The 18,939-nt window shown below is 64.0% G+C and carries 18 protein-coding genes and 1 tRNA gene; 9 read left to right on the top strand and 10 right to left on the bottom strand.

All coding sequences use genetic code 11. The features are described from left to right. Positions 1–62 precede the first annotated feature (62 nt). Genes MUO32_RS05980 through topA form a run of 3 tightly spaced genes read right to left on the bottom strand, consistent with a single transcriptional unit; the run spans position 63 to position 5,594 of the window. Complete coding sequence (locus tag MUO32_RS05980) at positions 63–536, bottom strand: DUF983 domain-containing protein (protein WP_257947322.1); 474 nt, start codon at positions 534–536, stop codon at positions 63–65. 32 nt (positions 537–568) lie between these two features. Continuing rightward, a complete protein-coding gene (gene rnr, locus MUO32_RS05975) occupies positions 569–2,920 on the bottom strand; it encodes a ribonuclease R (protein WP_257947321.1) in 2,352 nt (783 codons plus the stop codon). A 4-nt stretch (positions 2,921–2,924) separates the two neighbouring features. After that, positions 2,925–5,594: a type I DNA topoisomerase gene (topA, locus tag MUO32_RS05970; protein WP_257947320.1), complete on the bottom strand. Its 2,670-nt coding sequence runs from the start codon at positions 5,592–5,594 to the stop codon at positions 2,925–2,927. 258 nt (positions 5,595–5,852) lie between these two features. Between topA and MUO32_RS05965 the strand changes: the two genes are divergently transcribed. Continuing rightward, positions 5,853–6,107 carry a hypothetical protein gene (locus tag MUO32_RS05965; RefSeq protein WP_257947319.1) on the top strand — a complete coding sequence of 85 codons (255 nt, stop codon included), beginning with the start codon at positions 5,853–5,855 and terminating at the stop codon, positions 6,105–6,107. Here the strand turns inward: MUO32_RS05965 and dprA are convergent. The 4 genes from dprA to MUO32_RS05945 form a co-directional block, all read right to left on the bottom strand. Further along, positions 6,039–7,190, bottom strand: coding sequence for a DNA-processing protein DprA (gene dprA / locus MUO32_RS05960; RefSeq protein WP_257947318.1), 1,152 nt, complete (start codon positions 7,188–7,190; stop codon positions 6,039–6,041). The genes MUO32_RS05965 and dprA overlap by 69 nt on opposite strands. A 2-nt stretch (positions 7,191–7,192) precedes the next feature. After that, a complete protein-coding gene (gene plsY, locus MUO32_RS05955; protein ID WP_257948207.1) occupies positions 7,193–7,798 on the bottom strand; it encodes a glycerol-3-phosphate 1-O-acyltransferase PlsY in 606 nt (201 codons plus the stop codon). An 89-nt stretch (positions 7,799–7,887) separates the two neighbouring features. After that, on the bottom strand, positions 7,888–9,180 hold the full coding sequence (locus MUO32_RS05950) for a dihydroorotase (RefSeq protein WP_257947317.1): 1,293 nt from the start codon (positions 9,178–9,180) through the stop codon (positions 7,888–7,890). Beyond that, the gene (locus MUO32_RS05945) at positions 9,177–10,118 is read right to left on the bottom strand and encodes an aspartate carbamoyltransferase catalytic subunit (RefSeq protein WP_257947316.1); all 942 of its coding nucleotides are present in this window, start codon (positions 10,116–10,118) and stop codon (positions 9,177–9,179) included. Before MUO32_RS05945 ends, MUO32_RS05950 begins: the two co-directional genes overlap by 4 nt. Before the next feature lie 172 nt (positions 10,119–10,290). Between MUO32_RS05945 and MUO32_RS05940 the strand changes: the two genes are divergently transcribed. Further along, on the top strand, positions 10,291–11,937 hold the full coding sequence (locus MUO32_RS05940) for an acyl-CoA dehydrogenase family protein (RefSeq protein WP_257947315.1): 1,647 nt from the start codon (positions 10,291–10,293) through the stop codon (positions 11,935–11,937). Here the strand turns inward: MUO32_RS05940 and MUO32_RS05935 are convergent. Then, positions 11,919–12,854 (bottom strand): AEC family transporter, encoded by a 936-nt coding sequence (locus tag MUO32_RS05935; protein WP_257947314.1) that lies wholly within the window; start codon positions 12,852–12,854, stop codon positions 11,919–11,921. The two genes, MUO32_RS05940 and MUO32_RS05935, sit on opposite strands and share 19 nt — an antisense overlap. Before the next feature lie 182 nt (positions 12,855–13,036). Between MUO32_RS05935 and MUO32_RS05930 the strand changes: the two genes are divergently transcribed. Next, on the top strand, positions 13,037–13,195 hold the full coding sequence (locus tag MUO32_RS05930; protein ID WP_257947313.1) for a hypothetical protein: 159 nt from the start codon (positions 13,037–13,039) through the stop codon (positions 13,193–13,195). Continuing rightward, entirely contained in the window at positions 13,192–13,518 is a 327-nt protein-coding gene (locus MUO32_RS05925) for a DUF6105 family protein (RefSeq protein WP_257947312.1), read from the top strand. The genes MUO32_RS05930 and MUO32_RS05925 overlap by 4 nt, the downstream gene beginning before the upstream one ends. Here MUO32_RS05925 and ruvX read toward each other — a convergent pair. Then, on the bottom strand, positions 13,464–13,949 hold the full coding sequence (ruvX, locus tag MUO32_RS05920; RefSeq protein WP_257947311.1) for a Holliday junction resolvase RuvX: 486 nt from the start codon (positions 13,947–13,949) through the stop codon (positions 13,464–13,466). The two genes, MUO32_RS05925 and ruvX, sit on opposite strands and share 55 nt — an antisense overlap. A gap of 12 nt (positions 13,950–13,961) precedes the next feature. Further along, on the bottom strand, positions 13,962–14,258 hold the full coding sequence (locus tag MUO32_RS05915; protein ID WP_257947310.1) for an alkylphosphonate utilization protein: 297 nt from the start codon (positions 14,256–14,258) through the stop codon (positions 13,962–13,964). A 109-nt stretch (positions 14,259–14,367) separates the two neighbouring features. On the opposite strand from MUO32_RS05915, the gene MUO32_RS05910 reads away from it, so the two are divergent. The 5 genes from MUO32_RS05910 to MUO32_RS05890 all read left to right on the top strand — a co-directional run bounded on the left by MUO32_RS05910 (position 14,368) and on the right by MUO32_RS05890 (position 18,904). After that, a complete protein-coding gene (locus tag MUO32_RS05910) occupies positions 14,368–15,072 on the top strand; it encodes a metal-dependent hydrolase (protein ID WP_257947309.1) in 705 nt (234 codons plus the stop codon). 104 nt (positions 15,073–15,176) lie between these two features. After that, positions 15,177–15,464, top strand: coding sequence for an Asp-tRNA(Asn)/Glu-tRNA(Gln) amidotransferase subunit GatC (gene gatC / locus MUO32_RS05905; protein WP_257947308.1), 288 nt, complete (start codon positions 15,177–15,179; stop codon positions 15,462–15,464). Positions 15,465–15,510: 46 nt separating this feature from the next. Continuing rightward, entirely contained in the window at positions 15,511–16,992 is a 1,482-nt protein-coding gene (gene gatA / locus MUO32_RS05900) for an Asp-tRNA(Asn)/Glu-tRNA(Gln) amidotransferase subunit GatA (RefSeq protein WP_257947307.1), read from the top strand. Positions 16,993–17,220: 228 nt separating this feature from the next. After that, positions 17,221–17,295: transfer RNA gene (locus MUO32_RS05895), tRNA-Lys, on the top strand. 463 nt (positions 17,296–17,758) lie between these two features. After that, positions 17,759–18,904, top strand: a complete 1,146-nt coding sequence (locus MUO32_RS05890; protein WP_257947306.1) for a slipin family protein — start codon at positions 17,759–17,761, stop codon at positions 18,902–18,904. Positions 18,905–18,939: the final 35 nt, after the last annotated feature.

Below are 18,939 nucleotides of genomic sequence, written 5' to 3'. Positions count from 1 at the left end.
GACAGCCCCGCCTGACCGGTCGAGAAGCAGGATCGAAGCGGCGTCGACGGGCCGGACAGGCGTCATGCGGTGCGGTCGCCATAGGCGGGCGTTGCGTCCTCATCGGCATCGGGCTTTGCGCCGAAGCCATGCATCTTCAGCGCCCACTGCAGGCCGATGGCACCGCCCTTGATGGGCTGCAACAGGATGAGCGATAGAAGGATCGTGATGGGCGTCCAGATGGCAAGGTGCTGCCAGGTGGTGAGCGGCCAGACGAGATCTGTCGCCATGTAGCCGCCGACGACGATATGGCCAACGATGGTGATGACGAGATAGGGCGGAAGGTCGTCGGCGCGCTGGTGCGTGTAATCCTCGCCGCAGGCCGCACAGTTTTCGACGGGCTTGACGAAGGACTTGAACAGGCGGCCGGTGCCGCAGGCCGGGCATCGGCTCAACATGCCGCGCTTGATGGACCGGCCGAGCGGGCGCTCCGCCGGGCTGGCCGTGACGGTGTCACCGAAATGCTGTGTACCGCCGCTGGTCTCGTTCGCCTGCATGTTATGTCCTTCCTGCCGACAACGGGGCCGGTCTAGCGCTTGCCGCGCGGCGGGCGCGTGCCCGGCTGGCGCCGCGTTTCGCCGCCCTTGCGCCGGCCCGACTTGTGGAAGGAACGCACCGCCGTCGGCATCTTGCGTCCTGCACTGATCATGTCGAACCGGAGCGAACCGGCCAGCGGCACCGCTTCCGCGAGTTTTACGCGCACGATATCCCCGAGGCGGTAGCCGAGCCCGGTCTTTTCACCTGATAGAGCCTGATGCGCCTCGTCGTAGATATAATAGTCGCGTCCAAGCATAGATATAGGCACGAACCCGTCGGCACCATATTCCGGCAGGGTGACAAAAAGTCCCGCCTTGGTGACGCCGGAGACGCGGCCGTCGAATTCCTCGCCGACACGCTCGGCAAGATGGTGCGCGATCAACCGGTCCACCGTGTCGCGCTCGGCCGCCATCGCGCGGCGCTCGAAGGTCGAGATCTCCGCTGCGATGTCGTCGAGGACAGCTTCCTCGTCCGGCGTGATGCCACCTTCGCCAAGCCCGAGCGAGCCCACCAGCGCCCGGTGCACGATCAGGTCCGCATAGCGGCGGATCGGCGAGGTGAAGTGGGCGTATTTCATGAGGTTGAGGCCGAAATGGCCGATGTTCTCAGGGCTGTAGATCGCCTGGCTCTGCGAGCGCAGCACCATCTGGTTGACCATCTCCTGGAACGGCTTGTCCACCACCTTGGCAAGGATACCGTTGAAATGGTTCGACCGCATGTTGCCGCCCTTGACGAGCGAGATGTCGAGCGTCTGCAGGAATTCGCGCAGCACTTCCTGCTTGGCGAGCGAGGGCGCATCGTGCACGCGGTAGATCAGGACCTGCTTCTTCTTCTCCAGCGTCTCGGCGGCCGAGACGTTGGCCTGGATCATCATTTCCTCGATGAGCTTGTGTGCATCCAGCCGTGGCGGCACGAAGACCCGGTCGACGGTGCCGTCGGGCTTCAGCAGGATCTTCCGCTCGGGCATGTCGAGTTCGAGCGGCTGGCGACGGTTCCGGCCGACCGTCATGATCTTGTAGGCCTGCCAGAGCGGCTTCAGGATCGTCTCGAGGATCGGGCCTGTCTTGTCGTCGGGCGCGCCGTCGATCGCCGCCTGCGCCTGCTGGTAGGAGAGCTTGGCCGCGCTCTTCATCATGATGCGGTGGAAGGTGTGGCTGGCCTTGCGGCCCTCATGCGAAAAGACCATGCGCACGGCAAGTGCGGGGCGGTCGACGCCTTCCTTCAGCGAGCAGAGGTCGTTGGATATGCGCTCCGGCAGCATGGGCACGACGCGGTCGGGGAAATAGACGGAGTTGCCGCGCTTCTGCGCCTCGCGGTCGAGCGCCGACTTCGGGCGGACGTAATAGCTGACATCGGCGATCGCGACCGTGACGATCACGCCGCCCGGATTGTCGGGGGACGTGTCCGGTTCGGCATAAACCGCGTCGTCGTGGTCCTTGGCATCGGCCGGGTCGATGGTGATGAGGGGAAGGCTGCGCCAATCCTCGCGGTGCGACATGGTGGCCGCACCAGCGGCTTCCGCTTCGCGGATGACGGCATCCGGGAAGACATGGGGAATGCCGTGGGAATAGATGGCGATCATCGAGATCGCCTTTTCCGAAGCGACCGAGCCGACGACGCCCTTGACCTGTGCACGCGCCAAGCCATAGCGGCCCATGCGCACGACGTCGATCTCCACGAGGTCGCCATCCTTGGCGCCTGCCGTGAACTCCGCGTCGACTTCCATCTCCTCGCCGCGCCGGTCAATCGGCATGATGCGGCCGCCGCCGCCCGCCATGGTGCGGAACACGCCCATGCCGGAGTTCTTCTTCTTGTCGAGAACTTTGACGATCCGCGCCGTGTAGGCCGGGCCGCCGCGTTCCTTGGCGGGGAAGATTTTCGCCAGAACCCGGTCGCCGAGGCCGGCAACAGGCGCCTTGTCCTTGCGTGCGCCGCTCGACTGGCGGATGAGCACGGCCGGCGCCACGCCGGCATCGTCCAGCCATTCCGCCGGGCGGCCGATCAGCTCGCCATCGACGTCGCGGGTGGTGATGTCGAGGACCGTGACGGGGGGAAGGGCGCCGGGACGCACCAGCGACTTGCGGCGCTTTTCGAGAAGGCCGTCTTCCTCGAAGGATTTCAGGAGTGCCTTCAGTTCCACGCGCGTTTCGCCCTTCAGGCCGAAAGCCTTGGAGATCTCGCGCTTGGACGCCTGTTCCGGGTGATCCGCGATGAAGCGCAACAGCACGTCGCGCGGCGGGATGGCGCCGTGGATGAGCGGCGTGTCGTCCGCAGGCGCCACGTCACGGCCCACGCGGCCGGGCCGTCTCGTTTGTCCTGCCCGGCTGCGTGTTTCTCTAGTCATGGTCTCAGGCCTTCTTTGCCTTTGGTGCGGCCTTGGGCTTGGCCGCAGCCTTTGCCTTCGGCTTCGTGGCCTTGGTCTCGTCGGACTTGGCCGCCTTCGTGGTCTTTGCGGCCTTTGCCTTGGCCGGCGCTTTGCCGCCCTTGGCGGGCATCTTGCCGGCCTTTTCGGCGATCAGAACGAGCGCTTCTTCCATCGTCACGCTATCGGCGGCCTTGCCCTTCGGCAGGGTCGCATTGACCTTGCCCCAGTTGACATAGGGACCATATTTTCCGTCGCGCACGGTGATCGGGCCGCCATCCGGATGGTCGCCGAGCGTCTTCAGCGCCGCCGGCGTGCCGCGCGAACGCCCGCCTGGACCCTTCGACGCCTTGTCGGCAATCACGGTCACGGCGCGGTTGAGGCCGATCGAGAACACGTCCTCGACGGTTTCAAGATTGGCATAGCCGCCGTCATGCAGCAGGAACGGTCCATAGCGGCCCAGACCGGCGGAGATCATCTTGCCCGATTCCGGATGCTGGCCGATATCGCGCGGCAGCGAGAGCAGCGCGAGCGCCTTCTCATGGTCGATACTGGCCGGCGTCCAGCCCTTCGGCAGGCTCGAGCGCTTCGCCTCCTTGCCGTCGCCGCGCTGGACATAGGGCCCAAAGCGGCCGGAGCGCAGGGTGATCTCTTCGCCCGTATGCGGATCCTTGCCGAGGTTCTGCGGTTCGTTGGAGGCGGCTGCCTCCGCATCCGAACCGTTGTCGGCCGAAAGCTGGCGGGTGAAATTGCATTCCGGATAGTTCGAGCAGCCGACGAACGCGCCGAACTTGCCGAGTTTCAACGAAAGCTTGCCCGTACCGCACACCTGGCAGATGCGCGGATCACTACCGTCCTCGCGCTTGGGGAAGACGAGCGGCGCCAGTTCCTCGTTCAGCGCATCGAGCACGTTGGTGACGCGCAGTTCCTTGGTGTCCTCGATCTGGGCGAAGAAGTCCTTCCAGAAATCGCGGAGAACTTGCTTCCAGTCGAGCTCGCCTGCAGAAATCTTGTCGAGCTTTTCCTCGAGATCGGCGGTGAAATCGTATTCGACATAGCGGGTGAAGAAGCTTTCGAGGAAGGCCGTGACGAGGCGGCCCTTGGCTTCCGGGATCAGCTTGCGCTTGTCGATGACGATATATTCGCGGTCGCGCAGCGTCGCGAGCGTCGCGGCATAGGTCGACGGGCGGCCGATGCCGAGCTCTTCCATCTTCTTGATGAGCGAGGCTTCGGAATAGCGCGGCGGCGGTTCGGTGAAGTGCTGGGTCGCATTCACCTTCTGCTTGGCGAGCTTTTCCTGGGCGTTGATTTCGGGCAGACGGCCGTCGTCGTCACCGTCGTCGGACTGTTCGCCGTCTTCCTTCTGGTCGGTATAGGCGGCGATGAAGCCGTCGAAGCGGATGACGGAACCGGTGGCGCGCAGGCCGGCCTTGCGGCCGCCATTGTCCGCCTCGATCTCGACCGTCGTGCGCTCGATCTCGGCGGATGCCATCTGGCTCGCGATGCCGCGCTTCCAGACGAGATCGTAGAGGCGCAACTGGTCCGGGTCGAGGTAACGCTTCACCTGGTCGGGCGTGCGGTCGAAGGACGTCGGGCGGATCGCCTCGTGGGCTTCCTGCGCGTTCTTCGCCTTGGTGGAGTAGACGCGAGCCTTTTCCGGCACATAGCGTGCGCCGAACTGCTCGGCGACAGCCTGACGCGCGGCATCGATCGCCTCGGGGGCCATCTGCACGCCGTCAGTACGCATATAGGTGATAAGACCGACCGTCTCACCGCCGATGTCGATGCCTTCATAGAGCTTCTGCGCCACCTGCATGGTGCGCGAGGCGGAGAAGCCGAGCTTGGAGGAGGCGGCCTGCTGCAGCGTGGAGGTGGTGAAGGGCGGTGACGGATTGCGCCGGGTGGGCTTGGCCTCGACGCTTTCGACGCGGTAGGTCGCGCCTTCGAGCAGCGTGCGCAGGTTGTTTGCCTCTTCGCCATTGCCGACGGCTCTCGGCGGAAGGCGCTTGCCTTCGGCCGAAACGAGGCGGGCCTCGAACTCGTCGCCGCGCGGCGTCTTCACCAGGGCCGAGATGTTCCAGTATTCTTCCGAGACGAAGCGCTCGATCTCGGATTCGCGGTCGCAGACGAGGCGCAGCGCCACCGATTGCACGCGGCCGGCCGAGCGGGCGCCCGGCAGCTTGCGCCACAGCACCGGCGACAGGTTGAAGCCGACGAGATAATCAAGCGCGCGGCGGGCGAGATAGGCATCGACCAGCGGCGTGTCGATATCGCGCGGGTTTTTCATTGCCTCGAGCACGGCCGACTTGGTGATGGCGTTGAAGACGACGCGCTGGACCGGCTTGTCGCCGAGCACGCGCTTCTTCTTCAGCACGTCGAGCACATGCCACGAGATCGCTTCACCCTCGCGATCCGGGTCGGTTGCGAGGATCAGGCCGTCGGAATCCTTCACCGCGTCGGCGATGTCCTTCATGCGTTTGGCCGACGCGCTGTCGACTTCCCACAGCATTTCGAAGTCCTGGTCCGGGAGCACCGAACCATCCTTGGCCGGCAGGTCGCGCACGTGGCCGAAGGAGGCAAGCACCTTGTAGCCCGGCCCAAGATACTTGTTGATCGTCTTGGCCTTCGCAGGCGATTCCACAACTACAACATTCATCGTCATTTTCTCTGATACCGAGCGCCGCGGCTTGTCTGCGCGGAGAAAGGGCGCATCTCGCGCCGGAAGTCGTGTTTCGACATGAACAGGGAAAGCGTTCGGGTCAAGAGGTGGGGGTGAAATTAGTGAGATACAACGCAATGCAACCAAGGCGAGCTTAATCGGTAGTTGCAATTATAAATATTCGTTGTATCGTTTCCTAGACATAGGAATTGCAACCTATCGGTGATTCCAAATTTCGGGCACAACGGATATGTCATGAATTCGAAACCAGCCAAGCCCATGCTCCCGCCGCACACGGCAGAAGAGAACATCGCCTACATCAGACAGATGCTCGGCGAAATGCGCACAGTCGCTGCAAATGAGGGGGCCGATATGCTGCGCTATCTGATCGAGATGGCCTATGTGGAGGCCGGCGACATCCAGTCCGGCCTGCGCCCGTTTTCAATCCGGCGTGATCGAGACGCCGCCGCCGGCATGCCGCTGAAGGCGGCCGGCAAGGTCAAGTTCTAGGAGAACGAGATAGACGCTTGCCGCGTCGATGCCGGTATGGCGAATGATCTCGTCGATCTCGGCCGGCACCTGGCTCAGGGCCTCGGCGATCCTCTCCCGGTCGTCATCGCTCGGTGGCAGCCGCAGGGCAGGCGGCGTATCTTCACCGGGTTCCCGCGCATCGGGGCGAGGGGAGAAGAGGTCGGGCTCGGCAAGCGGGCGCAGTCCTTCCAGCACGTCCTCCGGCGTCGTCGTGATCGTCGCGCCGTCCTTCAGCAGGCCATTGGTACCTTCGCACCGCTGGTCAAGTGGCGAGCCGGGCACGGCAAAGACCAACCGACCGAAATCCGCCGCATTGCGCGCGGTGATCAGGGACCCGGATCGCACGGCGGCTTCCACCACGACGAGCCCAAGCGACATGCCGGCGATCAATCGGTTGCGGCGGGGGAAATCGCGCGCGCGCGGCTCCCAGCCGAAGGGCATTTCGCTGACGGCGAGGCCTTCGCTCCCGGTCAGCTCTTCGAGCAGGCCGATATTTTCGGGTGGGTACGGTTTGTCGAGGCCTCCGGCCATCGCGGCGATCGTCCCGGTATCGAGGCTGGCGCGGTGGGCGGCGGTATCGATGCCGCGTGCAAGGCCCGAAACGATGGAATAGCCCGCACGGCCGATATCGCGCGCCAGGAGCCCCGCGAATTTCATGCCCGATATCGAGGCATTGCGCGCACCGACGATGCCGACGGCCGGTGCCGATGTCACCTTGCGGTTGCCCTTGACAGCAAGAAGCGGCGGGGCGCCGTCGATCTGGCGCAGGAGTGGAGGATAGTCCGGTTCGCCGATGCCGATGAACGTGGCGCCGTGCCGTTCGGCGATCTCCAGTTCCCGTTCCGCATCCGCTTTGGAGGCGACGCGGATACTGCGCGCAGCACCGCCCCGGCGGGACAATTCCGGCAGCATCTCCAGTGCCGTCTCGGCACTGCCGAAGTGGTTGATCAAGTCTCGAAACGTGACCGGGCCGACATTGTCGCTGCGGATCAGCCGCAGCCAGGCAACCTTCTGTCTTTCCGTCAGCGCAATTCCCCGTGCCCCTGCGCTGCGTTCGTCCATGGCTATCCCTTGCTGCCGATCTTGCTTTCCGTACCGCTCAGGAGGCGGCTGATATTGGCACTGTGCTTCCACCAGGTGATGACGGTGAGAACGAGAAAGAGCAACGCCACCTTCTCGTGACCGAGAAACCATAATACAACCGGAGATGCCGCCGTTGCAACTAGTGCTGACAGCGAAGAGTAGCGGGTCAGGTAGGCAAGGCCGATCCAGATGGCCGCGAAGACGGCGAGCATGATGGGCACGAGGCCGAGCAGCAGGCCGACATAAGTCGCGACGCCCTTGCCGCCCTTGAAGCCGAGCCAGACCGGGAAGAGATGGCCAAGGAAAGCCGCAAAGCCGGCGGCTATGCCCGCATCGAGCCCGCAGCGGGAGGCGATGGCGGCCGCAGCCGTGCCCTTCAGCGCATCGAGGAGAAGCGTCGCGGCGGCAAGTTTCTTGTTGCCGGTGCGCAGCACATTGGTCGCGCCGATATTGCCCGAGCCGATCTGGCGAACGTCGCCGAGCCCTGCCATGCGGGTCAGGATCAGGCCGAAGGGAATGGAGCCGAGAAGGTAGCCAAAGGCGAGGGCAGCAAGTGTCGGCAGCGCGCCGAGCTGCCAGGTGAAGATGTCGGACACGTGGTTCTCCCCCGAGATTTCATTGCGGCGGATGCCGGCAGGGCCGATGAGGGGCGGCGTCCCTTCCGCCCCAAAATGCTTCAGCCCAGCGAATGCACCCGTTCGCCGGCAACATAGGTGCTAACCGCGCGTCCCGTAAAGCGGGCATCTTCGAAAGGCGTATTCTTCGAACGCGAGACGAAGCGGTCCTTGACGGCCAGCCATGGTTCGTCCGGATCGATCAGCACGATATCGGCCTTCGCACCCGGTGCGAGCGTACCGGCATCGAGGCCGAAGATCTTTGCGGGGCGCGTCGAGAGCGCATCGATGAGGCGCATCAACGGGACTTCGCCGCTATGGTGCAGCCGAAGCGCGGCCGCCAGCATGGTTTCGAGGCCGATGGCGCCATCCGCCGCATCGGCGAAGGGCAGGCGCTTGGTGTCGACGTCCTGCGGATCGTGCGAGGACACGATGATGTCGATCTCACCCCTGGCCAGCGCATCGACCATCGCCTTGCGATCGTCCTCACCGCGCAGCGGCGGAGAGAGCTTGAAGAAGGTGCGGTATTCGCCGATGTCGTTCTCGTTCAGCGTCAGATGATTGATCGAGGCGGCGCAGGTGACGTTCGCGCCGCGATCGCGGGCGATCTTCACGGCTTCCGCCGATTCCGGCACCGAGATCTGCGCGGCGTGATACTTGCCGCGGGTCAGGCCGGCGATACGCAGGTCGCGCTCGAGCGGGATCAGTTCCGCTTCGCGCGGGGATCCGGAAAGGCCGAGCCAGCTTGCCAGCAAGCCCTCGTTCATCACGCCGCCGGCACCGAGATGCTTGTCGCGGGTTTCGAGCGCGATGACGCTGCCGAATTCGCGTGCATAGGTCATGGCGCGGCGCAGCACCTGCGCGTTGTGGATCGGATTGCGGCCATTCGTGAAGGCGACCGCGCCGGCCGCCTGGAGCAGGCCGAACTCGGTCATCTCCTCGCCGGCAAGGTGCTTGGTCAGCGCCGCTGCCGGGTGGATATTGACGATCGCCTTGTCGCGGGCATTTTTCAGCACGAATTCGACCAGCGCGATATCGTCGATGACGGGGTCGGTGTCCGGCATCATGATGAAAGTCGTGACGCCGCCGGCCGCCGCCGCGCGCGAGGCGGATTCGATCGTCTCGCGGTGTTCCGCGCCGGGTTCGCCAACGAAGACGCGGGCGTCGACGAGGCCGGGTGCGGCGATCATGCCGCGCCCGTCGACGATCTCTGCGCCCTCGGGCGCACCCTGGTTCTGCGCGCCGCTGCCGATGGCGGCAATCCGGCCGTTCTCGATGACGATGGAACCCTTTTCATCGAGATTGCGCGAGGGGTCGAGGATGCGGAGGTTTTTCAGGACGGTCGTGCGGGTCATGCGCTGACACCATGGTTCTGCGAGACGAGAAGTGTTTCCATCACGGCCATGCGAACGGCGACGCCCATCTCGACCTGTTGTTCGATCACGCTCTGCGGGCCGTCGGCGATCTCCGAGGCGATCTCGACGCCACGGTTCATTGGGCCGGGATGCATGACGAGCGCATCTTCCTTGGCAGCTTTCAGCTTCACAGCATCAAGGCCGTAGTAGTGGAAATATTCGCGCACGGACGGCACGAAAGCGCCCGACATGCGCTCGCGCTGGAGGCGCAGCATCATGACGACATCGGCGTCCTTCAGGCCTTCCTTCATGGAGTGATAGACCTCGGCGCCCATCTCGGCGATGCCGGAGGGGAGGAGCGTCGCCGGTGCGACCACACGCACCCGTGCGCCCATGGCGTTCAAGAGCAGGATGTTCGAGCGCGCGACACGCGAATGCAGCACGTCGCCGCAGATGGCCACGATGATGCGAGACAGCTTGCCCTTGGCGCGGCGGATGGTCAGCGCGTCGAGCAAAGCCTGGGTCGGATGCTCATGCTGGCCGTCACCGGCATTCACCACGGAGCAGGAGACTTTTTGCGCGAGAAGGGCGGCGGCACCGGCAGACGAGTGACGCACGACCAATACATCCGGATGCATGGCGTTCAGCGTCATCGCCGTGTCGATCAGCGTTTCGCCCTTCTTCACCGAGGAATTGCCGACCGACATGTTCATCACGTCGGCGCCCAGCCGCTTGCCGGCCAGCTCGAAGGAGGACTGCGTGCGGGTGGAGGCTTCGAAGAAGAGATTGATCTGCGTCAGGCCGCGAAGCGTCGACGTCTTCTTCTCCCGCTGGCGGGAGATTTTGACCGCCTCGTCGGCGCGGTCGAGCAGCAGGGTGATTTCCTGCTCGGTCAGACCCTTGATGCCGAGAAGGTGGCGATGCGGAAAGAAGTCCATAAAACTCCGCCTCAACTGTCGTTGGATACGCGCGGTCTATAGAATGTCGGTTCCCCCGCGGCAAGGCGAAGCGGCCGGCCATTCGCGCATTCCCACGCTTTTGTGTTCGCAACCGCGCCACGCGGCCGAACGCCCCGTTTCGCCCGCCCGCGACTTGGGCTAGAACCCGCTCATGACTCGCGACACCGAACAGAAACTCGCCGATCTCAACCAGCCGCCGCTCTGGTCGGGCATCAACGCCTATCGCTCCGATCCGCTCCTTGTGGACGCCACCGATGCGATGCCCAAGGGCCTGCGCGACGAGTTCGATGCGATCGGTCGTTATGTGACGTCGCCGGAGGCGCAGGAGCTGGCGCGCATGGCGAACGGGAGCGTGCCGCAGCTGCGCACGCACGGGCCGCGCGGCGAGCGTCTTGACGTCGTCGACTATCATCCGGCCTGGCACGCGCTGATGCGCCGCTCGATGGCGACGGGGCTGCATTCCTCGCTGTGGGAAAACGTGGCCGACGAGCAGGGGCGGGCGCACAAGGCGCGCGCCGTGCGCTTCTACCTGACGGCGCAGCTCGAATGCGGCCATCTCTGCCCGCTGACGATGACGAGCGCCTCGGTTGCGGCCCTTTCCGCCTCGCCGCAGGTGCAGCGCGAATGGGGTCGCAAGATCCTGTCGCGCAAATACGACAGCACCAACAAACCCGCCATGCAGAAGAGTGCCATCACCATCGGCATGGGCATGACGGAAAAGCAGGGCGGCACGGATGTGCGCGCCAACACATCTTCCGCCGAACGCGTCGGCGAGGGCATCTACCGGCTGACCGGCCACAAATGGTTCATGTCCGCGCCGATGAGCGACGGCTTCGTCATGCTGGCGCAGACGCGCGAGGGCATCGGCTGCTTCCTCGTGCCGCGCCTGCTCGAGGACGGTGCCGGCAACGGCCTGCGTTTCCAGCGCCTCAAGGACAAGATCGGCAACCGTTCCAACGCGTCCTCCGAAGTGGAGTTCTCCGATACGTTCGGCTTCCTGCTCGGCGCGCCCGATGCCGGCATCCGCACGATCCTCGACATGGTGACGCTGACGCGCCTCGATTGCGCGCTCGCCTCATCCGGCATCATGCGCGCCTCGCTCGCCGAGGCCGTGCATCATGCCCGCGGTCGCAATGTCTTCGGCAAGCCGCTGGTGGCGCAACCGATCATGACGCGCGTTCTCGCCGATATGGCGCTCGACGTTGCCGGCGCCACGGCGCTCTCCCTTCGCCTTGCCGAAGCCTTCGACAAGGCGCGCGACAGCGCGGAGGATGCCGCCTACGCCCGCATCATGACGCCGGTCGTGAAATACTGGTGCTGCAAGATTGCGCCCGCGCTGATTTATGAGGCGATGGAGTGCATCGGCGGCAGCGGTTATGTCGAGGAGCGGCCGATCGCCCGGCACTACCGCGAGGCGCCGGTCAATGCGATCTGGGAGGGTTCCGGCAATGTCATGGCGCTCGACCTGATGCGCGTCATCGGCCGGGGCAGGGACCTGTTCGAAATGCTGTTTGCCGGGCTTGCCCGCGATCTCGGCGCCGCCGGCAAGAAGACGGTGGATGTGTTGCGGGCCTGCCTGTCGCTCTGCGAGCGGGACGAGGGGGCTGCCCGCATGCTGGTCGAGCAGCTGGCGCTCGCGGCCGCCGCTGCCGAACTCTACCGCGCCGGTGCCGGCCGCGTTGCCGATGCCTTCCTGGAAACACGCCTCGCCTCAGGCTGGCGCTCGACCTATGGCATGCTCGATTCGCGGTTCGATTCGGCCTATATCGTCGATCTGCTTTATCCGCCGGCCAGATAGGCGGTCGTCGCCAGCACTATCGGAATGGTGAAGAAGGAGGCGATCGTCTGTAACGTCGCGGCTGCGGCGTAGAACGGCGCATCGCCGCCCATCTGCTTGGCCAGCACATAGCCGTTTAGCGCCGTCGGCACGCTGGCGCCCATCGCAATCGTCAGAAGCTGTTCGCCGCGCATGCCGAGCGCATAGGCGGCACCCGTCATGACCAGCGGCATGAAGACGAGCTTCAACAAAACCGGCAGCAGCGTCAGCGGGCGCGGTTTCAGCGCATCGGCAAGCTTCAGCCCGGCACCGACCATGATGAGGCCGAGGCTGAGCGAGGTGTCCGCCACCAGTTCCACCGCCTGCATCAGCGGCTGGTAGATCTGGATGCCGAGCAGGTTGACGACGACGCCGAGCACCGAGCCGATGATCATCGGGTTGGTGACGATTTTTTGCGCGAAGGTTTTGAGGCTGCGCGTACCCCCGCCGAACCAGACGAGAACGGCGATGTTGTAGAAATTCAAAGGAATGATGATCAGCGTCGCCACGAGCGCGACGAGGGCGAGGCTTTGCGGGCCGTAAAGCTTTTCGCCAATCGCCAAGGCGATGAAGGCGTTCCAGCGCGTCGAGGTCTGGAAGACGGAGGTGAAGGTCGGCGCCGAAACACCGGCTGCGCGGAAAAGCGGCCAGCAAAGCGCAAGGATCGCCGCGATTGCCGTCACCGAGCCGATGGAGCCGAGTGCGATCGTGCCGGCGGCCATGCCGGAGAATTCCGCATTGGCCAGCGTCGTGAAAAGCAGCGACGGAAACAGCACGAAGAATCCGAGCTGTTCGAGCCCGTTCCACATGTCGCGGTCGATCAGCCGCCAGCGTTTGAGGAAGGCTCCCAGCACGACGAGCAGGAAGACGGGCAGGATGCTTTCGAAGATGGGGAGCATGGAACCGGATCAGGCAAGGCGGAGATGCCAGCTCATTCCATGCCGCGAACGCCGTGGCAAGAGGCTGGCCTGCGGGCGCCCATGTGGAAATTAACCTTAATGATTGGTTTACGTTGCGTGCGGTGGGTTAACGGGCGAATGTGCCGTTCACTTGGTATTAACCATGCGAGTGAGTGCAAGCCATGGCCAGTACGGCCCGGATTTCGGTCATGACGACCCTGTTTTCCTGCGTCACGGTGGATATCGTGGTGCCGCTCGTCGTGCTTGCGGCGGGCATTGCTGCCAGCGAAGTCCTCTTCGCGGCAGCCGATCTCCTCGCGGTGAAGAGGAGGACGGCATGAAGTGGTTCCTGATCCTGTGGGCAGGCCCCATCGCGTTTCTGGGAAGCTGGTACGGGCTTTCCTACTACGACATGAGTTTCGGCTTCTTCATGCTGACGCGCGAGACGCATGATCTGGTTTTCCAGATCTATGGTCAGATCCTCGGCATCGCGCCGGAAGACCTGCCGCCGCTGGTGCTGCGCGCCATCGTCGTCGATAGTTTCTTCGTGCTTGCCATTCTCGCCTTCCGCCGTCGCAAGCAGATCACGGCCTGGTGGCAGGCCCGCCGTCAGTCTTCGCCGGCTGTTCTTGCCAGAGACGACAGCCTGTCGAGCGCGCCCTGAAGAATGAAGGAGGCGGCGGCCGAGTCGATGCGCTCGGCCCGCTTCTTGCGCGACACATCCATCTCGATCAGCGTGCGTTCCGCCGCCACCGTCGATAGCCGCTCGTCCCAGAAGACGAAGGGGATATCGGTCTTGTCAGCCATGGAACGCACGAAGGCGCGCGTCGCCTGAACGCGCGGGCCCGCGCTGCCGTCCATGTTGACAGGCAGGCCGATGACGAAGGCGACGACCTTTTCCTTTGCGGCGAAGGCCAGCAGCAGTTCGGCGTCCTGCGTGAATTTCACCCGCTTCAGCACCGGTCGCGGCGTCGCCAGCCGCCGGCCGAGATCGGAAACCGAGAGCCCGATCGTCTTCGTGCCGAGATCGAGGCCGGCGATCGGCTGGCCGGGCAGGAGGCTTTGCGCCAGGTCTTCCAGTGTCAGCGTTGCCATGGCGAAACTTTCTCAGCGCTTGCGGACGAATTCGGTGCGCAGCACCAGTCCCCGGATCGTCTCGTGCCGGCAGTCGATCTCTTCCGGATTGTCGGTAAGGCGGATCGTCTTGATCACGGTGCCCTGCTTCAGCGTCTGGCCCGCGCCCTTCACCTTCAGGTCCTTGATGAGCACGACCGAATCTCCGTCGGCAAGCACATTGCCGCTGGCATCGAGAACGGCGCTCTTCGCTGCCTTTTCCGCCGCGATCTCGGAGGCCGGCCGCCATTCGCCGGTCGCTTCGTCATAGATGTAGTCGTCGTCGCTCATGGCGGTTCCTTCACTATATTGAGTGCCACGCTTATAACGATCCCGCGGCGGATGGAAACGGCCTACGACGCGACTATATTGCGTCGCGAATCCTTACCGGAGAACAGACATGAAAATCACCTGGCTCGGCCATTCCGCCTTCCGCATCGAAACGGCGAAGGCGAAAATCCTGATCGACCCGTTCTTTACCGGCAATCCCGCCTTCGACGAGTCCACCCGCAAGGATGCGGTTTCCGGCCTCACCCATGTCCTGCTCACCCACGGCCATGGCGACCATGTCGGCGATACGATCCAGATCGCCAGGGAAACCGGCGCGACGGTTCTGGCCAATGCCGACCTCGCCGCCTGGCTTGGCGCCAAGGGCGTCGAAAAGATCGACATGGGCAATACCGGCGGCACCGTGCATTTCGACGGCTTTTCGACCACTTTCGTGAACGCGCTGCATTCCTCCGCGCAGATCACCGAGGACGGTGTTTCCCATTCTCTCGGCAATGCCAACGGCCTCGTGCTGCATTTCGAGGACGAGCCGACGCTCTACCATATGGGCGATACCGACATCTTCTCCGACATGGCGCTGATCCAGGAACTGCACCAGCCGGAAATCGGCCTCGTTCCGATCGGCGACCGCTTCACCATGGGCGGTGCCGTCGCGGCACTCGCCTGCCAGCGTTTCTTCAAGTTCGATACCGTCATTCCCTGCCACTATGGCTCCTTCGGCATCATCGACCAGACGGCGGACCTTTTCGTGCAGGCGATGGAAGGCGCATCCTCCAGGATCGAGGTGCCCAAGGCCGGTGGTCTCGTCTCGCGCTAAGCGGCGGAAAACAGGCGAGGGGGCGTGGAACGGGCCATTCCCCCGTTGCGCCCCTTGGGCTTGGTCAGTATAGCGAGTAGGAAATTTGCCATCGGAGACCATCCATGTCCGTAGATCTAGCCACCGTGAAGCGCGTCGCGCGCCTTGCCCGCATCGCTGTCAGCGAGGAAGAGGCAAGCCGCATGACCGGCGAACTGAACGGTATCCTCGGCTTCGTCGAGCAGCTTTCCGAAGTGAATGTCGAGGGCGTCGAGCCGATGACCTCGGTCACGCCCATGCAGATGCGCAAGCGCGAAGACGTCGTCAATGACGGCAACAAGGCTGACGCCATCGTCGCCAATGCGCCGGCCACCGACCGCAACTTCTTCCAGGTGCCGAAGGTCGTCGAGTAATTCCGCCTTCGCCGCCCGCGCTGTCCGCTTCCGAAAGTAGCCCTTCATGACCGACCTGACCCGCCTCACCATTGCCGAAGCCCGCGAAAAGCTTTCCGCCAAGGAAATTACGGCAGTTGAACTGACGACCGCCTATATCGACGCGATCGAAGCGGCGAACCCGTCGATCAATGCCTATGTGACGACCACGCCGGAGAAGGCTACGGCCATGGCGGTCAAGTCGGATTTCCGTATCGCGAATGGCGAGGCCGGTGCGCTGGAAGGCATTCCGCTCGGCATCAAGGACCTGTTTGCCACCGAAGGCGTGCACACGCAGGCCTGCAGCCACATCCTCGACGGCTTCAAGCCGAAATATGAATCGACCGTCACCCAGAACCTCTGGGACGCCGGTGCCGTCATGCTCGGCAAGCTGAACATGGACGAGTTCGCCATGGGCTCCTCCAACGAATCGTCCTACTACGGCGCCGTCAAGAACCCCTGGCGCGCCGAGGGCTCGAACGCCGATCTCGTGCCCGGCGGTTCCTCCGGCGGTTCGGCCGCGGCCGTCGCCGCCTTCCTCTGCGCCGGTGCGACGGCGACCGATACCGGCGGCTCGATCCGCCAGCCCGCCGCCTTCACCGGCACGGTCGGCATCAAGCCGACGTACGGCCGCTGCTCGCGCTGGGGCATCGTCGCCTTCGCCTCCTCGCTCGATCAGGCCGGCCCGATTGCCCGCGACGTGCGCGATGCCGCGATCCTGCTGAAGTCGATGGCGAGCGTCGATGCCAAGGACACGACCTCGGTCGATCTCCCTGTGCCGGATTACGAAGCCTCGCTCGGTCAGTCGCTGAAGGGCATGCGCATCGGCATTCCGCGCGAATACCGCGTCGATGGCATGCCGGAAGAGATCGAAGCGCTCTGGCAGCAGGGCATTGCCTGGCTGAAGGACGCCGGTGCCGAGATTGTCGACATCTCCCTGCCGCACACGAAATACGCGCTTCCCGCCTATTACATCGTGGCGCCTGCCGAAGCCTCGTCGAACCTCGCCCGTTACGACGGCGTGCGCTACGGCCTGCGCGTCGACGGCAAGGACATCGTCGACATGTACGAGAAGACCCGCGCCGCCGGCTTCGGCAAGGAAGTGAAGCGCCGCATCATGATCGGCACTTATGTGCTGTCGGCCGGCTATTACGACGCCTATTACCTGCAGGCCCAGAAGGTCCGCACGCTGATCAAGCGCGACTTCGAACTCGCTTTCAATGCCGGGGTCGATGCGATCCTGACCCCTGCCACCCCGTCGTCGGCCTTCGGCATCGCCGACGAGGATCTGGCATCCGATCCGGTCAAGATGTACCTGCAGGATATTTTCACCGTGACGGTGAACATGGCGGGCCTGCCGGGCCTGTCCGTTCCCGCCGGCCTCGACCACAAGGGTCTGCCGCTCAGCCTCCAGCTCATCGGTAAGCCCTTCGACGAAGAAAGCCTTTTCAAGACGGCCCACGTCATCGAACAGGCCGCCGGACGTTTCACGCCGGCTAAGTGGTGGTAAGGGCGCCTTCGCCCCCTCTCTGCAAAGTTGTGTCGTAACGGCAACACTTGCCGTTACGTAAACTTGCGTGTGCCGTTTTCGGCTTGAACCATTTCCGTTCCGAGAATAAATGCGCCCTCCCGGTCGTTCAGCCGGTGTGGATGTCAACGGATGGAGTTTTTCCGCTCCTCCCGCGCGAGGCGGCCCTGCCGTCGTCGTGTACGGATGCCGCACCAAGAAGACTGGTTTGCGGACCTAGCTCAGCGGTAGAGCACCGGACATTTTCTCCGGAGGTCGCGGGTTCGATTCCCGTTGTCTGCTCCATTGGATAGCTCAGTGGTAGAGCATCAGACTTGTAATCTGACTGTGGAAGGTTCGAATCCTTCTCCAAACAGCCTTCCAAGCTGTCTCGATATCCGGTCCGGGGACCGGACTGCGGACGGCGGACCGGGGAAGCCCGGAAAGCCTAACGCCGGACGTTTGCGGTCCGGTTCGCGGTGACGGCCAAGCTGCCTTCAGGCCAGCGACGGAGCCCATGGTTCCCGAGCCCGTCGAAAGGCCGCGCGGTCCCCTCCCGAAAACCCATCGCCGATGGCCGTCATCCGGTTCTCGGATCACTATTCGCATCCCCCGCCCGCAGGTTCCCGGGCGATCAGGGTGTCTAAGGGAACTGGCATGAGATGCGGAATCAGGTCTGGTCCCGCCGATCCTGCCGATGCCAACCGAAACCGCAAACGAAAGGAAGATCGGTTCGTGACGTAGCGTATGATCCGAAGGAGCAAGAACAATGACGATGTTTCTCGATATGATTTTGGGGCGCAAGCGCGTCCTCGTGAAGGCAAACGAGCGGGTGCTCGCCCTCTACAAGGGAGAGGTCCTTGGCATTTTCGGACCGGGCGAACATGCCCTGCCGAACCGCCGCGGCATGCTTGAGCTGGAGCGTCACGATATGAACCGGCCGGTTTTCGCGTCGGCCTACGAGAAGCCGTTGTTCAATGGTCTGCCGGAGGCCGCACGTCGTGAACTGACGGTCATCCGCACCACGGCCCGGGAAGTCGCGGTCGTCGAGCGGGACGGCGAGCTCTACACGGTGCTGTCGCCGAACCAGAAGCTCGTGGTCTGGAATGCCGCTGGTCCGTGGACCGAGACGCGCGTCGATCTGACGGAACGGCTCGACATCGACCCGGAGCTGATGCGCCTGATGACCCGCGCCCGCCGCACGGAGCTGACGACCGCCTTCCTCGTCAATGACGGTCAGGTCGGTCTGCTCTTCGTCGATGGGACGCATCAGCGCATGCTGCAGCCCGGCATGCACGCCTTCTGGAATGTCGGCAAGACGATCCAGGTGCGTGTGGTGGACCTGAAGCGCCAGTCGCTCGACGTGACCGGTCAGGAACTGCTCACCCGTGACAAGGTCACGATCCGCGTGAACATTTCCGCCGAATACCGCGTCGTCGACCCGCTGAAGGCGGTGTCCGAGGTGAAGGATTTTGCCGATGCCCTGTACCGGGCATTGCAGTTCGCCTTCCGCCAGACGCTCGGCACGCTGACGCTCGACCAGATCCTTGAACGCAAGGTGACGGTCAACGCGGAAGCCGCCGAGAAGGTGCGCGCCGACATGGCGGCGATCGGGGTCGAGGTTTCGGCCATCGAGCTCAAGGACGTGATCCTGCCGGGTGAGATGCGCGATATCCTCAACCAGGTCGTTGCTGCCGAAAAGCAGGCCGAAGCCAACGTCATCCGCCGCCGCGAGGAAACGAACGCCACCCGTTCGCTGCTCAACACGGCAAAGGTGATGGCCGAAAACCCGGTCATGCTGCGGCTTAAGGAGCTTGAGGCTCTCGAAGCCATCGCCGGCAAGGTCGAGCGCCTGACGATCCACAACGGGACGGCGGGTCTGATGAACGACATCGTGCAACTGCGCGACAAGTAAGGGATCGCCCGGCCAAGTGCCGGGCGGTTTCGTTT

Origin of the sequence: Shinella sp. CPCC 101442, assembly GCF_024704725.1 — a bacterium.
GTDB lineage: Bacteria > Pseudomonadota > Alphaproteobacteria > Rhizobiales > Rhizobiaceae > Shinella.
The sequence above is the reverse complement of the archived record's forward strand: the minus strand, read 5'-3'. Positions and strand labels throughout refer to the sequence as shown.

Coding starts and splice junctions, on each gene's coding strand:
- MUO32_RS05980 (WP_257947322.1), bottom strand. CDS start 536: ATGCAGGCGAACGAGACCAGCGGCGGTACACAGCATTTCGGTGACACC.
- rnr (WP_257947321.1), bottom strand. CDS start 2,920: ATGACTAGAGAAACACGCAGCCGGGCAGGACAAACGAGACGGCCCGGC.
- topA (WP_257947320.1), bottom strand. CDS start 5,594: ATGAATGTTGTAGTTGTGGAATCGCCTGCGAAGGCCAAGACGATCAAC.
- MUO32_RS05965 (WP_257947319.1), top strand. CDS start 5,853: ATGAATTCGAAACCAGCCAAGCCCATGCTCCCGCCGCACACGGCAGAA.
- dprA (WP_257947318.1), bottom strand. CDS start 7,190: ATGGACGAACGCAGCGCAGGGGCACGGGGAATTGCGCTGACGGAAAGA.
- MUO32_RS05950 (WP_257947317.1), bottom strand. CDS start 9,180: ATGACCCGCACGACCGTCCTGAAAAACCTCCGCATCCTCGACCCCTCG.
- MUO32_RS05945 (WP_257947316.1), bottom strand. CDS start 10,118: ATGGACTTCTTTCCGCATCGCCACCTTCTCGGCATCAAGGGTCTGACC.
- MUO32_RS05940 (WP_257947315.1), top strand. CDS start 10,291: ATGACTCGCGACACCGAACAGAAACTCGCCGATCTCAACCAGCCGCCG.
- MUO32_RS05935 (WP_257947314.1), bottom strand. CDS start 12,854: ATGCTCCCCATCTTCGAAAGCATCCTGCCCGTCTTCCTGCTCGTCGTG.
- MUO32_RS05930 (WP_257947313.1), top strand. CDS start 13,037: ATGGCCAGTACGGCCCGGATTTCGGTCATGACGACCCTGTTTTCCTGC.
- MUO32_RS05925 (WP_257947312.1), top strand. CDS start 13,192: ATGAAGTGGTTCCTGATCCTGTGGGCAGGCCCCATCGCGTTTCTGGGA.
- ruvX (WP_257947311.1), bottom strand. CDS start 13,949: ATGGCAACGCTGACACTGGAAGACCTGGCGCAAAGCCTCCTGCCCGGC.
- MUO32_RS05915 (WP_257947310.1), bottom strand. CDS start 14,258: ATGAGCGACGACGACTACATCTATGACGAAGCGACCGGCGAATGGCGG.
- MUO32_RS05910 (WP_257947309.1), top strand. CDS start 14,368: ATGAAAATCACCTGGCTCGGCCATTCCGCCTTCCGCATCGAAACGGCG.
- gatC (WP_257947308.1), top strand. CDS start 15,177: ATGTCCGTAGATCTAGCCACCGTGAAGCGCGTCGCGCGCCTTGCCCGC.
- gatA (WP_257947307.1), top strand. CDS start 15,511: ATGACCGACCTGACCCGCCTCACCATTGCCGAAGCCCGCGAAAAGCTT.
- MUO32_RS05890 (WP_257947306.1), top strand. CDS start 17,759: ATGACGATGTTTCTCGATATGATTTTGGGGCGCAAGCGCGTCCTCGTG.